This window comes from Cryobacterium sp. MDB2-A-1 (genome assembly GCF_004402675.1).
In the GTDB taxonomy this organism is placed as follows: domain Bacteria; phylum Actinomycetota; class Actinomycetes; order Actinomycetales; family Microbacteriaceae; genus Cryobacterium; species Cryobacterium glucosi.
The window spans coordinates 1-13,702 of sequence record NZ_SOFK01000048.1; the positions used below are offsets into that span (position 1 = coordinate 1).

Annotated in this window: 15 protein-coding genes and 3 pseudogenes; 1 reads left to right on the forward strand and 17 read right to left on the reverse strand. The window is 59.1% G+C overall.

The features are described from left to right. Positions 1-113: 113 nt before the first annotated feature. The 11 genes and pseudogenes from E3O39_RS17470 to E3O39_RS17515 form a co-directional block, all read right to left on the reverse strand. A pseudogene (locus E3O39_RS17470) lies at positions 114-251 on the reverse strand (helix-turn-helix domain-containing protein); the annotation flags it as partial. Between the two features lie 51 nt (positions 252-302). Further along, positions 303-431, reverse strand: a pseudogene (locus tag E3O39_RS19925) (helix-turn-helix domain-containing protein); the annotation flags it as partial. A gap of 230 nt (positions 432-661) precedes the next feature. Then, a complete protein-coding gene (locus E3O39_RS17475) occupies positions 662-1,045 on the reverse strand; it encodes a hypothetical protein (protein ID WP_134445790.1) in 384 nt (127 codons plus the stop codon). Between the two features lie 149 nt (positions 1,046-1,194). Continuing rightward, on the reverse strand, positions 1,195-1,575 hold the full coding sequence (locus tag E3O39_RS17480) for a hypothetical protein (RefSeq protein WP_134445791.1): 381 nt from the start codon (positions 1,573-1,575) through the stop codon (positions 1,195-1,197). Positions 1,576-1,659: 84 nt separating this feature from the next. Further along, positions 1,660-2,604 carry a RimK family alpha-L-glutamate ligase gene (locus E3O39_RS17485; RefSeq protein WP_134445792.1) on the reverse strand — a complete coding sequence of 315 codons (945 nt, stop codon included), beginning with the start codon at positions 2,602-2,604 and terminating at the stop codon, positions 1,660-1,662. 72 nt (positions 2,605-2,676) lie between these two features. Continuing rightward, positions 2,677-3,423, reverse strand: coding sequence for an SDR family oxidoreductase (locus E3O39_RS17490; protein ID WP_166787218.1), 747 nt, complete (start codon positions 3,421-3,423; stop codon positions 2,677-2,679). Continuing rightward, on the reverse strand, positions 3,416-4,573 hold the full coding sequence (locus E3O39_RS17495; protein WP_134445794.1) for a homoserine O-acetyltransferase: 1,158 nt from the start codon (positions 4,571-4,573) through the stop codon (positions 3,416-3,418). Before E3O39_RS17495 ends, E3O39_RS17490 begins: the two co-directional genes overlap by 8 nt. Before the next feature lie 73 nt (positions 4,574-4,646). Next, positions 4,647-5,660, reverse strand: a complete 1,014-nt coding sequence (gene cysK, locus E3O39_RS17500; RefSeq protein WP_134445795.1) for a cysteine synthase A — start codon at positions 5,658-5,660, stop codon at positions 4,647-4,649. 133 nt (positions 5,661-5,793) lie between these two features. Beyond that, entirely contained in the window at positions 5,794-6,633 is an 840-nt protein-coding gene (locus E3O39_RS17505; RefSeq protein WP_134445796.1) for an arginase family protein, read from the reverse strand. A gap of 72 nt (positions 6,634-6,705) precedes the next feature. Next, the gene (locus tag E3O39_RS17510; protein WP_198413471.1) at positions 6,706-7,581 is read right to left on the reverse strand and encodes a YqcI/YcgG family protein; all 876 of its coding nucleotides are present in this window, start codon (positions 7,579-7,581) and stop codon (positions 6,706-6,708) included. Next, on the reverse strand, positions 7,551-8,528 hold the full coding sequence (locus tag E3O39_RS17515; protein ID WP_134445802.1) for a DMT family transporter: 978 nt from the start codon (positions 8,526-8,528) through the stop codon (positions 7,551-7,553). The genes E3O39_RS17510 and E3O39_RS17515 overlap by 31 nt, the downstream gene beginning before the upstream one ends. Here E3O39_RS17515 and E3O39_RS17520 point away from each other — a divergent pair. After that, positions 8,527-9,945, forward strand: coding sequence for a PLP-dependent aminotransferase family protein (locus tag E3O39_RS17520; RefSeq protein ID WP_134445798.1), 1,419 nt, complete (start codon positions 8,527-8,529; stop codon positions 9,943-9,945). The two genes, E3O39_RS17515 and E3O39_RS17520, sit on opposite strands and share 2 nt — an antisense overlap. A gap of 249 nt (positions 9,946-10,194) precedes the next feature. On the opposite strand, the gene E3O39_RS17525 is transcribed toward E3O39_RS17520, so the two are convergent. The 6 genes and pseudogenes from E3O39_RS17525 to E3O39_RS17545 form a co-directional block, all read right to left on the reverse strand. Then, positions 10,195-10,797 carry a hypothetical protein gene (locus tag E3O39_RS17525; protein ID WP_134445799.1) on the reverse strand — a complete coding sequence of 201 codons (603 nt, stop codon included), beginning with the start codon at positions 10,795-10,797 and terminating at the stop codon, positions 10,195-10,197. 101 nt (positions 10,798-10,898) lie between these two features. Next, positions 10,899-11,513, reverse strand: a complete 615-nt coding sequence (locus E3O39_RS17530; RefSeq protein WP_134445800.1) for a hypothetical protein — start codon at positions 11,511-11,513, stop codon at positions 10,899-10,901. A 114-nt stretch (positions 11,514-11,627) separates the two neighbouring features. Continuing rightward, positions 11,628-11,903, reverse strand: a complete 276-nt coding sequence (locus E3O39_RS17535; protein WP_277870835.1) for an ATP-binding protein — start codon at positions 11,901-11,903, stop codon at positions 11,628-11,630. 139 nt (positions 11,904-12,042) lie between these two features. Then, positions 12,043-12,546, reverse strand: coding sequence for a tyrosine-type recombinase/integrase (locus E3O39_RS19610; RefSeq protein ID WP_370294985.1), 504 nt, complete (start codon positions 12,544-12,546; stop codon positions 12,043-12,045). Positions 12,547-12,802: 256 nt separating this feature from the next. Beyond that, positions 12,803-13,006: pseudogene (locus E3O39_RS19615) on the reverse strand (site-specific integrase); the annotation flags it as partial. Positions 13,007-13,029: 23 nt separating this feature from the next. Then, a complete protein-coding gene (locus E3O39_RS17545; RefSeq protein ID WP_198413470.1) occupies positions 13,030-13,599 on the reverse strand; it encodes a tyrosine-type recombinase/integrase in 570 nt (189 codons plus the stop codon). Between the last annotated feature and the right edge of the window lie 103 nt (positions 13,600-13,702).

A 13,702-nucleotide genomic window follows, 5' to 3' on the forward strand; every position in this document is an offset into this window, starting at 1 on the left:
ACGGCGGAACTCGGGTGGGTAGGGCTTGGGCATGATGACATCTTTCCAGCGAAGACGAATCTCCACAGGTCAAGAGTCAACCAAACCGGGGGCAGTCCCTAGGGCCGGTAGCTGCGCGTAATCGGGTGGGCGTTACGACGAAGCTCCCGGCTGATCGTCGACGCGGAGCGCCCCAAATCCCGGGCAATCGCGCGAACACCGGCCCCGCCCAGCCGCAGATCCGCGATGCGTAGACGCTCCTCTTGACCCATATAGCGCCCCGAAGACGCCACGGCTGGAACGGGTATGCGCCCGCCAGCGGCCTTGATCCACCGGTATCCCTGTCTGCGATTCACTCCCACAGACTCACACGCGGCCGCTGCCGACATCCCCTCGCGAACCCGAACCCAGAACAAGTTCTCGCGCTCTTTCAACACAACTCTCGACGCCATAAACAACACCTCACTCAAACGGTGTTGCTACGACCCCTTGAAGCCGCCCATGAGTTTCAAGACACATGGGATACAGGACACTCTGTGTGTAGGACACAGTCACAGCATCCCGTCAGAATCTACTTCTCGGGGCACCGGGGCGAGAGGCCCGAACGACGTGCGAGCAATACGGTAGCTCCCCAGCATCGGATCGTTCACCAGCTCCAACCCAGAGCGGGCACAAATCTGCATCAACCGGAGAAGGAATCGTCGATGACGGCCTGAGCCGCTGTAGCTGCGTCCTTGAACCGGTCCTCACGAATGGCAGTGACCGGCGTGTCATATCCAAGCCACGGGTTCGCGCCAATAAACCAAGCACGGGCGACATGCTCACCTTCAGCCTCAGCCAGCATCGTCCACTGCTCGTAAGCGAATTGAAGGCGCCGCATTGCCTCGTTCTTCGGCGCGGGACCATCGGCCTTCGCCCACCGATACGAGAGCTTCGCGTCTTTACTCCCGGCCAGAGAGGCAACTAGAGTCCCGCCTAACGACCCATTCAACCGGCGAGTGATCTCCGGAATATCAAGCTTGATCATCCGCGTGTGAGCAGACGTGACGCGCGTGGTAATAGCCATGTAATCCTTCAATCGCCGGTGCTACCGGAAAAACCCGCATAACTACTTCAATACCACCAGTATTACACTAAATTCTGAGTTCTGACCGAACGGGTGTCACCGGGATCGGTGCGGCGGCCACCTGGCAATCTGCGTCCGGAGTGAACTCACTACCCGGCAGCAAATGAGCGAGCAGCGGCCAGCACGCGAGGGCCGACTTCATCCGGATTGCCCTCACGAATGAGCCGCGCCGGCGCCGTGTCCTCGAGCTGCGGGTTCATCCCCTGAAACCACGCCTGGACCACTCGCGGCTGGTCCCGCTCAGTGAGCAAGCCGGCGACCTGGTAGGCGAGCCTCAAACGGCGAATCGCCTCGGCTGGCGGTTTGCGTGTGCCCTCGGCCCACTGCCGTACGGCCCGGGTTTCAGTCACAGACCCCAGGTAGGCAACCAGTTGGGCGCCCAAGAGCTCGCGCAGCTGGCCGACAAGTTCAGCGATGTCCGAACGGATGGAGAGCTCGTATGCCCGCAGTCCGGGAGTGGTTAGTGACATGTAATTAGCCTAGCGTTTCGTCCAACCAAATGCCATCCTTACACCATGCGAAATCCCACCTCGAATGACCGATGAGTCTCGTTCTCACTTCGCCATCGCTACGCCATGAATATCCTTATTCATAGAAGTACCTGGCGGCAGACGCTCAGCGATGGCCCTCGCGAATCGAATTGCACCCTCTTCAGCGAATGGCAAGCTAAGGGATGGTTCGCACAGTTCCAGTTCGAGTACCAGTGGAGCCCCTTGATTATCACGAATGAGGTCGATCCGACCGTAAAGCAAGGGGGCCTCAAGCCCCAGGTGCGCCGCTGTTGCCTCCAGCGCGGCCGAAGCTACCTGTCGCTCATCATCGCTCGCGTCACGTGATTGGCGGGTGTCCTGAGTGGGGGCGATTGTTCTCCCATCGGGTAAGAGCAAGGCGCTCTTACGGATGGCATGACTGTACTGGCCGTCAAAGTAAATCGAGTCCGTTTCCCCAATTTCATCTATTGAATCGAAGTATGGCTGAATCAGTGCTTCACAGCCTCCCGCTAGGAGTCCTGACAAGTGTTCAACGGCTTGATTCTCCTGATCGATCGCGAAACGCCGAACGTCTTTTGAATAGGCGCCGACGGAAGGTTTCACAACGAACTCGTGCGCGGTTGGGTGCTCGGCCAGAAACACCCGAAGGGCGGACCCCGGTTCTTCAGAAGGATGCACAAATGAGCTAGGAACGACTGGAATGCCCCACGCTTGTAGATCCAGCAGGTACCGCTTATTCAGGCTCCATCGGATAGCAGCCAGCGGGTTCAGGAGTCTGGTATCCCTGCTTACCTGTGCGCACCAGGTAAGAAATTCAGGAAGTTTTTCTACATACGTCCAGGGTGAGCGCAAGACTGTAAGCGCATAGCGCGACCAGTCAACGTCCGGGTCATCCCAAAAGCAGACATCTGCACTGATACCGGTAGACCGACAAGCACTGAGCAGCGGGGACATGTCGTAATCGATTGGCAGGCTAGCTGCGTCGCTCACGAAGGCGATTTTTTCCATGGTAGATAGTCCTTTCATCGACCGGCGGTTCATTCGAACGAAGCGGCACTGGTACTTGCGGTCAGCTATCTGTCACCAAGGAAGCATCTTGCCCATGTGGGTAAAGCTGCCGGTCGGCCCGTCGTTGGCTAATAGAGCCATCTCGACGCTTGTGCGAGCTCCGGTGCTGACGTCGAAGTCGCCATCGCCGTCATTCAGATCCGTTTTGGTGTATCCAGGGTGGACTGCATTGACCTTGATGTTGGTTTCGCGCAACTCAAATGCGAGATGAACGGTCCAGGAATTTATTGCGCTCTTTGAGGCGCTGTACGCCGGCAACGATTTGAAGGTCGGGCTGAAGGCATACGAGTTCGGATCTGTGTGAGTCTGCACTGATCCCAGCAGGCTTGATACGTTGACGATACGGCCTGCCTTGGACTTGAGTATCAATGGCAGGAAGGCCTGAGTTACCTCGACGACGCCAAAAAGGTTCGTTTCGAACGTTTCGCGCCATTGATCCAATGGCTGCTCGGAAGGTTGCTTGCCATACTTCTCGACCCTAATCGCCGCATTGTTGACAAGGATGTCCAAGGTGCCGTACTCCCGTGCGACCTCTGCTGCTGCTTCCTGAATGCTCGCTGTATCGGTCACGTCGAGCAAACAGGGCGCGACGTCGAGACCTGCTGCCTGGAGAGTCGCCGCCGCCGTGACAATAGCCTGCGGGTTCCTTCCGCTAAGCAGGACGCTCACACCGCTGATCGCGAGTTGCCGTGCAATTTCAAACCCGATCCCTCGATTAGCTCCGGTAACAAGAGCTCGTGATGGTGTTGCGTTAGTCAAGAGAGCCTCCCGCTCGTCGATTCGAAAAGAGTGGTGCCGCGTCCCGAAGTTGCGGCAGCAGCGACGACAGAAAACGGGCGATCGGCGGGCCGAACCGACGCAAGTCGATGAGGAAGGCGTCATGTCCCTCCTCCGATTCCATCGCGAGGAATGTCACATCTGTACCTCCGGCTCGTAGTCCCTCGGCAATCTGATCCTGTTGATGCAACGGAAACAGAAGATCGGATCTCACCCCAATCACCATGGCCCGTTCTAGGTGCATACCGGCCAAGGTCCCCATGTCGCCGAGATCGAACCTGTCGATGGAGCGACTCAGGTAAAGGTAGCTATTGGGGTCGAAGGTTCGGGCAAAACGGCGCGCGTGATAGTCCAGATACATTTCAACGGGTAGTTCTGGGGCAAAGTGCGGACTGCTTGAGCCCCACTCCCCGGCTTTATCCCGGCCGAACCGACCATCCCATTCCAATGCCGAGCGGTACGAGATAAGACCAAGCTTGCGGGCGGTGATCATGCCGTTTTCCGGATACTGCTCCTGGTTGTACTGCCCCCGACGCCAGTACGCGTCGGTTTGTATTGCTTCCCGCTGTACAGACCGAATTGCACTTGCAAATGGCGTTGAATGCACTGCTCCCGAGATGTTGATGTGGTTTCGGACCAGCTCGGGATGACGGGTGATCAGCGCAAGCGAGGCCATGCCCCCCATGGATGCTCCGATGACGCACTCTACGTGGGGTATGCCGAGTGCGCGGACTGCGGATGCGGCGGCGTCGGCAATGTCCTCGATGGACAGTTCAGGGAACGATAATCGGTAGGATTCCCCCGTTCTCGGGTCGACAGAAGCCGGGCCGGTCGACCCCTTACAGCTTCCCAGAGCGTTAATACAGATGACATGCCACTCGTCCGTGTCCACCGGCCGACCGGGCCCAATCATGCCCTCCCACCATCCGACTGTGGGGTCGTCTTCATGGGAGGCGGCGTGGGCGCTGGGCGAAAGACCTGTCAGGATCAGGATCACGTTGTTCCTGGTTTCGTTCAGGTTCCCGTAGGACTCGTAAGCGATCCGGGAGCCATTCAAGACCCCACCGCGTTTCATGGGGAATCCGTCCGGTAGAGCCACGAAACGGGTTGCTGACGAAATAAACTCAGGCACGTTCTGCCCCCTTGCCGCGGCAAGGGATCAACAAAAACCGGCCCCGACGGGCGTAGGCCTCACACTCCGACACTTAGGCATGAATCTCCTCCATAGCGCTACTCTCGACCGTCGGCTCTAGCGAATCCAACCAGGCATCATCCGAGCCCTCTTCTACACCTTCGAACCAAAACGTGGACAGGTATCGTTCGCCGGTATCGGGCAACATGGCGAGGAACACGGAGCCTTCAGGCGCATCCTCAGCGATGCGCAGCGCAGTGGCCAACGTCGCCCCAGAGGAGATGCCGGCAAAGATGCCTTCTTCTGCGGCCAAGCGGCGCGCGGTATCGCGGGCAACGATCTCATCGATCGTGGTGAGCTCGTCGATGACGGTCTGATCTAGGACAGTCGGCACGAAGTTGGGCGCCAGCCCCTGGATGCGATGAACGTTCCACGGCTTCCCAGAAAGAAGGGCTGCATTCGCCGGTTCGGTCGCGATGATTTTCACGGCAGGGCGAGCGACTTTGAGCATCTGCCCCACTCCGGTAAGGGTACCGCTGGTGCCGAATCCAGTCACGAAATAATCCAGCCTCTTCCCGGCAAAATCGCTGAGGATCTCAGCGGCTGTCGTTTCTCGGTGAAATGCCGGATTGGCGGGGTTGTCGAACTGTCGTGGACGGAACCAGCCGTGCTTCTCGGCGAGTTCGTCTGCTATTTGATTGCCGCCGCTGCTTCCCAGAGATCCAGGAAAAAGGATGACCTTGCCACCGTAGGCACGGATGAGCTTCCTACGTTCTACCGAGTAGGTATCGCCCATCACTGCTACAAATTTGTAGCCCCGCGCGGCCGCGACCATCGATAATGCGATACCGACGTTGCCGGATGTGCACTCGATCATAGTGTCACCTGGCTTGAGTAGGCCTCGCGCTTCTGCGTCCAGCACAACAGCGAGAGCAAGTCGATCCTTTACCGATCCGCCCGGGTTGAATGACTCGGCCTTGACGTAAACGGTTGTGTGGTCGGGACCCATCCGATGCAGTTTGATGATCGGCGTACGGCCTATGGTGTCGAGAATACTGTCATGCAAAGGCACTAGGTGGTGCTCCATTCTGGGTATCGTGCATTCAGTTTTAAGACAGCTGACGCTACCGCTCCGCTCGAGGCCTCATATCGAGGCCAAAATGTACGAGTGATTGGGGCTGCCCTGCGGCCATCTCCCCTTTCGCGCTCCCTGCCTGGCATCAAAGTGTCTTATTTCCCTCGGACAGCGCAAACACTCCTCGCAGAACTGGATTGACGATGTCCAGGATCGTCTCAACCGCGAGATTGTCTGTTGCGTCCACTCCGGTGACGTTGAATTCAGCCATTTCGATTCCGATGAATTGCTCTGGCTGAATAGCTTGCAGAATCTCTCGCAGCTGTGTTGGTAAGAGGCCTCCCGGAACTGTGTAGTCTGCGGGTACGTGGCCTGGCTCCAACACGTCCCAGTCAATGTGGACCCACACTCTGGCACCGTTGACGGCCTTCACTACTTCGGCCGCTGTGGCATGTTCTGGCGGGATAACTCGCACACCGGCTAGATTCAGCGCTTCCTTTTCTGCTGCGTCGATATCACGGCTGCCGACAAGGATAGCGTTCTCAGACTGTAGGCCCGAACCGTGGCCGCTATCCCAAAACCCACACGCACCAGAGAGCACCATGCCTCCGAGATATCCAGTGTCTGTAGTCTCTGGCGTGTTGAAGTCGCCGTGGCCGTCGATATAGAGCACTACGGCGTCTGGGTGTTCTTGAGCCACTACAGGCAGGGAAGCAAGGCTGGCTGAGCAGGTATTGGCCGAGATGACGGGGAAGTTGCCGTCTCGGATACTTGACCGGAGTGCTTCTCCTAGTGCCAAGAGCGTTGCTTGAGCCTGCGGCAAGCTAATGCTCCAGTCGTCCTTTGCCGGCAGGGACGGCTCGCCAATGTACCTTCCTTTGAGGCCATACTGTTCTTCAAATGCCTTGGCGGTTAGCGCTGCACCGCCAATCATTCCGCTTGCTCGATCTGCCACGCGGCCCTGACTAACAATCAAATCAATCATAGATTTTGGTACCTGTCTCTGCGTTGAATACGGATGATCCCGGTGCTCGTTCTTGAACTCGCGCACGGGCCTTTATTGACCATTGAATTTGAAAGGGCACTCCGGAATACTTTGCGAGTTGTCGTCTGCCAATCCATACTGCTGCCATTCAAGAGCGCCTTCTCCGTACGAGCCCAGCTGATCTGAGTGAGGTATGGCGTCGTACTTGTCAATGCGCTGGCGGATATTCGCGCGCGATTTGCGCCCTCGCGGGGTGTCTCCCGCGACGATGTCAAAGCGTTCTCGCGGGTTTATGACAAGAATAAAGTGCCTGCCCAAGTTCCGGCTAGGTCTTTCGACGTGAGCAGCATTGCTCATGTTGCAGAACAGGGGCATTCCATCGAAGCACATTGACCAGTTTGTTGAGTCAGGGCTGACGTCTATTCCCTCGGGCCAGGGCATCGGATCAACGTCATGGAGTGCTTGCAGAATGCGCCAGCCATGCGCCTGGTATTCAGCGACGGTGCCGGCTTGCACTGCGGTCAACGAGAATGCCACGATGAGCGGATACGCCGTATCGATTCGGCCATCCCACGCTCTCGAGAGTTCTACATACCTTTGAAGTCCATCCGCTAGGTATTGGATGCCGTCGTCGTCTAGGCGGTCAACGAAGATGAACTTTACGAGCTTCTTTTTGTAAGCATTTCTTGAAAAGATGCAGGGAAATCCTGGATCGCTAAGTCGCTGCTCGAGGTCATCGAGGACGTCGCGATGCCACGGCTCATGCCGTTGACCGACCTCCGATTGTGAAACTAGATTTAGCGCGCCTACCTCAACAGGGGTATGAATGATTGCTCTCCAAGGATTCGTCTTCGCTGGCCGTATGGACAGTTGTCGCGCCGACGTACGAGCGCGGCAACCGGTGAAGTTGAGTCTGGTTAGCCTCTCAATTCGAGGCTGACTGGCGATGCCATTTGGCTATCCGTCTTGGAAATTTTTGTGATCCGAGACCGCACCGCGATTGCGGCGCACAAGATTACGGCGACACCGCCCAGCACAGTGGCCCAAGTTAGTTGCTCGCGCAGAATTAACGCGGCCCAGCAGATTGTCATGACGGGTTGAGCTAGTTGTACTTGGCTAACCTGTGCCATCGGACCAATGGCAAGCCCTCGGTACCAGGCGAAGAAGCCGAGGAACATACTGACCACAGCTAGGTAGCCAAAAGCAGCCCATTCAGCTGGGCTTCCGGATGGCGCATCGTCAACGATAGAGAAAACTGTTAGTCCTGCCATTAGAGGCGACGAAAGTAAGAGGGCCCAGGACACGGTTTGCCACGCACCAAGTTCACGCGCGAGAAGGCCGCCCTCGGCATAACCGACCGCTGCAGCGATAACTGCGCCGAACAGCAGAAGGTCTGACTGGTGCAACTCGTTCAGCCCGCCACCCTGTATGGCTGCGAATATCACTGCGGCGATCGCGCCAATGGTCGCCATGACCCAAAAAGACAAGGGTGGGCGTTCGTGTGTACGAATGACGACCATCACAGCGGTTGCGGCGGGGAGAAGAGCGATCACCACTGCGCCGTGACTCGCCGGAGCAGTAGTGAGTGCGAAGGACGTTAATAGAGGAAAACCGACGACGACGCCGCCCGCCACCAGAGCGAGGCGTGCCCACTGAATTCCTTGGGGCATGCGCTGCTTTGTTAACATAATTGCCGCCGCCGCTAAGAGTGCGGCAATGACAGCGCGGGCCGATCCGATGAATAGCGGGGACATCCCGCCGCTCTCCACTGCTATGCGAGTGAATGGGACGGTGAACGAGAACGCGACGACCCCAAGCAATCCCCACCATAATCCATCTCGGCGAGGGGATAGCAGTGGTCTCTTTGGATGGATAGCGCTACTATCATGACTCATGACCGATAATAGCAGTGCATCGCGCATCGTTGACGGAATTGGGATATTTATTGCTTCAGCAGCGCCAGGGGCACAACTCCCATCGACTAGAGCCTTGGTTTCGCAGTACGGCGCAAGCCCAGTAACGGTGCAGAAAGCCTTGCGTACGCTCATGGCTCGGGGCCTCATCGAGAGCCGACCGGGTGCTGGTACCTTCGTCCGGGCGCAGCGCGTTGCAAAGCCCAACGACTACGGCTGGCAGACGGCCGCGCTCGGAGCACCGCGGAGCAACCTGCCCGCCCTGTCCTCCGCAATGCGGACGGTTCCCGAGGATGTGATTCCCCTGCACTCTGGATATCCAGACCCCGAATTGCTGCCTGATCGATTGGTCCGTGCAGCATTTGTTCGGGCGGCGCGCAGGGATGCTGCAGTTACCCGCTCGCCTGCCGCAGGCATGCCCGAACTCCAAGCGTGGTTCGCGACAGAATTGGGATCATTCGCACCGTCCGGTGTCACACGTCCGGCGTCGACCGACGTGATTATTCTTCCCGGAAGCCAAAGTGGACTAAGCACGGCCTTCCGCGCCCTTGTCGATCGGGGCCGCCCCTTGCTGATGGAATCACCTACATACTGGGGAGCGATTCTGGCAGCGGCACAGGCCGGCGTACAGGTTGTACCTATACCGAGCGGTGCCCACGGCCCGGATCCGGAAGATTTAGCGCGCGCGTTCGAACAGACCGGAGCACGAGCCTTCTATGCTCAACCAACCTTCGCTAACCCCACAGGAGCCCAATGGTCACCAGACCGGGCAGACAAAATACTGGAAATCGTTCGCCGTTACGGCGCTTTCATGATCGAGGATGACTGGGCCCACGATTTCGGGATCACGACTGAGCCCACGCCTATAGCCGCACGTGACGACAGCGGCCACGTTGTGTACCTTCGCTCCCTAACTAAGAGCGTGTCACCCGCGGTGCGCATCGCAGGAATCATTGCCCGCGGTCCTGCACGTGAGCGGCTGCTAGCTGATGTTCATGCCGAATCTATGTATGTAAGTGGGATCCTCCAAGCCGTTGCACTTGATGTCGTTACTCAACCAGCTTGGCGGACTCACCTACGCAACCTACGTCACCAGCTGGCCGCTCGGCGTGACCTTCTCGTGGACGCATTACACGACTTTGCCCCTATCGCTCATCTGGAGGCGGTGCCAAAGGGTGGACTGAACCTCTGGGTGCGCCTGCCGGATACCACGGACTTGCCCACGTTCGTGCGGGACTGTGAAAGCAGCGGTGTACGTGTCGCCCCTGGCAACGAGTGGTTCCCCGCCGAGCAAACCGGCGCGTACATTCGGCTTAACTTCTCTGGTCCGAATGCTGCCACTTTCACGGAGGGCGCCCAACTAATTGGGCAAACGCTCGAAAAACATCGAAGATTTTGAGCGGTCGGCTGTCGTCTTCCAAACCGCCTGCACAATGGGCCGCGCATTGTCGGGGTTGTGCAGCCGAGTGTTGAGCGGTGGTTCGAGGGTCGACAGCCTGCCACTGATTTTCTTGCTGCGGCGCAAGCGACGGGTATCGTTCTGCCCTAGCGCGAAACGCGTCCGGTCGCCGATGGGGTATCGGCCACGCTCACTGAGGTATCCCGGATTCGACCGGCACTGAAGAAGGTCCTCTGCCACGTCAGCAGCTCACACGCTAACGACGCCCAAGGTGCCTGCGATCCAGCGCCCCACCGTGCTTGTCGCGAAATGCTTACTTGCGTCTTCTAACAATCGAGGCCTGTCACGGCTCAGCTCTCGCTTCACGTTGCCGAGGGACACGTCACAATATTCATTTCGGGAGAAGTTCTCGTCGTAGTAGACGTAGCCGCCCAATCGATCGAGGAACTGACTGTTTTCGTGGGAAATCACTCGTAGATCGTGAGTTGCACGAATCAGATCCTGTGAGGTTTCTGCGGCGCGGACGGAGTCTGCAATCACCGTCCATACATAGTCGCTTCGTGTCGGCGGTTCCAGGGCCATCGCCACAAACGCGTTTGCGATGTCGATCCGAAACTCCTCGTCAGTAACAAAGTCGTCACGGTACCGGCTGACCATTTCGAGCAGCACAGGATTGTTCGAATCGTGCGAGATCCACTCAAGTGCGCAGCTGTCGATTGAGCTGCGTAGACCAAGCCGCAGCTCCCATCGTGCGATGGCTTCGAGCCAGCGTGCTCGTGGCTCCGTGAGGTGGTCTGGAATCCTCGGCGGTGGAGGTTCTTTGCCGGTGGGCGGTTCAAGATTTCTAGTCATCCTCTTGGAAGCTCCTTCGACTACGTCTGGTGGGTACCGACGAACTCAAACAGCTGATCTGGTGGCGAAGTGTCGTCAGTCACCGGCACCTCGAGCCACCACTAAATCGCTACGCTCGCCTCCAGTTCATTCCGGATTGCACTCAATTCGCCGGCCACATCGAGGGACTTGCGCATAGTGCCCCGTGCAACCCGAATGGGCAGAACATCGATCACCAGGGCGGAGCCTGCGTCGCCAGTGATCTGAAATCTCACTCCTGGCCACCAGCCGCCCCTGGTCGTGCTTATCCGCGCCGGTTCAACCCCAGCGACGCGCGCAACGTCCACCCGTGCCGCCAACCATGCGTTGGCCCCGGCGTAGATCCACAGCGAACCCCGGTCCACGACGACGGTGACGTAGGCACCATTCAACGACCGGATGCGACGGCCACCATTTTCAGATGCCAAGCGGCGCAGCGTCATGACCGCAGGGGTATCGGCCATGAACTGATGGAGAGCAACGTTCGGATGCGCCTGCGCCACGATTATTGCGCGCTGACCCGTCCGACGGGCGATGATCCAGAACGCCAACGCGGTAACAGCCGGAATACCGAAGATGATCAGCCCCAACGGCGCCGCAGATAGAACACTGGATTCGTCCCCTCTGAGCACGGTCCACCACACCACACACAGGGCCAGTGATAAGGCGGCCAGACCGCCGAAAACGCGCAGGAGCATGATGCGACTTTAGCGCGCACCGGGAATGGCAAACGCTGCAGAATACGCCCCTGACGGCGCTCAGCGAATTTCCCCAGTCCTGCTCATCGAAGCTCCCCAGGTCGCGAGGTTAGGTTAGCGGAAGTTTGTGCCCGTTGTCACGCGGCGGAGCTCGTTGGATTGGGCGGTGTGGTTGCGGAGCCGGTAGGAGCCGCCGTCGAGGGTGACGACGACGGATCGGTGCAGGAGCCGGTCGAGCATCGCGGCGGCGACGGTGGTGTCGCCGAGGATCTCGCCCCAGGCGCCGACGGGCCGGTTCGTGGTGATCACGATCGACGTTTTCAGGTAGCGCTGGTTGATGACCTGGAACAGTGCCGACGCGGCCTCGGCGGGCAGCGGAAGGTAGCCCAGCTCGTCAACTTATGCAGATGTCTGCATAAGTTGACTTATGCCGACTCCGTGATTATGCCGATGTTGTCGTGGTGACGGTCGAATCGTCCAGTGTTTCATTGGGTCCTAACGCCCGGCGGCTGCTGGGATGTCGGCATAATCACAGTCCTTCCAGGAACGCGAGGAGTCTGTCGGCGGGGTGATATCGGCCGGCCTTCGATTCCACCGGAGTGGTTTTCGCGAGAGCGCGTTCCTTGATCGTCATGTCCGCGTGGATGTAGGGATCGGTGGATCGAGTATCGGCGTGGCCCAGCCAGAGCGCGATGACCGTGGTGTCCACTCCCGCGTGCAGCAATGTCATGGCCGTGGTGTGCCGCAGCGCGTGCGGGGAGAGCTTCTTCGAACCCAACGTCCCGCAGGCGATGGCCGCTCTCGCATGGTGGGCGGTCAACCGGTGTTCGATCGCGTCGCGGCTGAGGCGCCGACCGGTGCGGGTGCAGAACAGCGGAGCGGTGGGAACACCTGCTCGTTCAGTCAGCCAATGTCGAATAACTGTCGCTGTCGCCGTGGTGAGGGGGATGGCCCTTTCCTTGCGTCCTTTTCCCTGACATCGGACGTTCGCGCCGGTGCCGGTGCTGACATCGGCGCAGTTCAGGTCGGTCAGCTCGCGAAACGCGAAGTCCGGTCTGGATGCAGAGCATCAGCCAGGCGTGGTCGCGGCGGCCTTCCCAACTGTTGAGATCCGGAGCGGCCAGCAGGGCATCGACCTCATGGGCGGTGAGGTAGGACACGGTGGCTTTGTCGAACCTTTTCGGCGGAATCGCCAGGACCCGGGCGATGATGTCGGCGTGCTCGGGGTGCTGCAGTGCGGCGTAGCGGAACAAGGATCGCAGCGCGCCCAGGCGGGCGTTTCGTGTGCGGGCGCTGTTTTGCCGGTCCGTTTGCAGATGATCCAGGAACTCGCTGATGGTGGTGTGATCCAGATCTGTCCAGTCCAGTCGCGACGGAGCCTTCCCAGTTCTCTCCTGAAGGTAGGTGAAGAGCAGCCGCAGCGTGTCACGATAGGCGGCGATGGTGTGGCTGCTGGCCTGACGCTGCTTGGCGAGGCGGTCGGTGAAGAACATCTGCACCGTCGCCGTGATCACGGTCACGAGGTCACCTGCCCATTGCCGGGTTCGAGGTGGCCGGCGGCCAGCGCGAGCAGCTCGGGGGCGGCGGAGAGATACCAGTAGGTGAACCGGGGCTCGCGATGCCCGAGGTAGGTGGACAGGTATGGCAGGCGGGCATGGACGTCGGCGCCGCTGCGATACCAGTTGACCAAAGTGGTGATCGCGAAGGTGTGGCGCAGCGCGTGGAGGTGGGGCCCGCGGGCGGCTCCGACGCCGATCCCGGCGTCAGAACACAGGTCATGGAAGATGGTTTGGACAACGGGATAGAGCAACCGTTTTCCTGTGACCGTGACGAAGAAGCTCGTGGTGATTGGTGTCGGAAGGCGCTTGTCCCGCTGGGCTGCGTAGGCGCGAAGCGCAGCAACGGTGCTGGGTTGCAGGGGAACGTTGCGGGTTTTGGCGAACTTCGATTCCCGGATCAGGACGACTCCTCCGGTGAGGTCGATATCGGCGCCGTCCAGCCGGATCGCTTCCCCGATGCGCAGTCCCGTCACCGAGAGCAGACCGATCAGGGTGGAGTAGGTCGCCGCGGGCAGCCGTGAATCCAAGGTTGGGACTATACGATTTTCGGTGTAACTCCTAACAATGGAGGTGCCTGATGACTGATGTGATTCTTGGCGTGATGGAGGACGAGGCCGTGGCGACGGTGAA

Excerpts from the sequence above, each read along its gene's own strand:
- E3O39_RS17485 (WP_134445792.1), bottom strand. The coding sequence starts at position 2,604 with ATGGAAAAAATCGCCTTCGTGAGCGACGCAGCTAGCCTGCCAATCGAT.
- cysK (WP_134445795.1), bottom strand. The coding sequence starts at position 5,660 with ATGGAGCACCACCTAGTGCCTTTGCATGACAGTATTCTCGACACCATA.
- E3O39_RS17505 (WP_134445796.1), bottom strand. The coding sequence starts at position 6,633 with ATGATTGATTTGATTGTTAGTCAGGGCCGCGTGGCAGATCGAGCAAGC.
- E3O39_RS17525 (WP_134445799.1), bottom strand. The coding sequence starts at position 10,797 with ATGACTAGAAATCTTGAACCGCCCACCGGCAAAGAACCTCCACCGCCG.
- E3O39_RS17475 (WP_134445790.1), bottom strand. The coding sequence starts at position 1,045 with ATGGCTATTACCACGCGCGTCACGTCTGCTCACACGCGGATGATCAAG.
- E3O39_RS17515 (WP_134445802.1), bottom strand. The coding sequence starts at position 8,528 with ATGAGTCATGATAGTAGCGCTATCCATCCAAAGAGACCACTGCTATCC.
- E3O39_RS17520 (WP_134445798.1), top strand. The coding sequence starts at position 8,527 with ATGACCGATAATAGCAGTGCATCGCGCATCGTTGACGGAATTGGGATA.
- E3O39_RS17530 (WP_134445800.1), bottom strand. The coding sequence starts at position 11,513 with ATGCTCCTGCGCGTTTTCGGCGGTCTGGCCGCCTTATCACTGGCCCTG.
- E3O39_RS17480 (WP_134445791.1), bottom strand. The coding sequence starts at position 1,575 with ATGTCACTAACCACTCCCGGACTGCGGGCATACGAGCTCTCCATCCGT.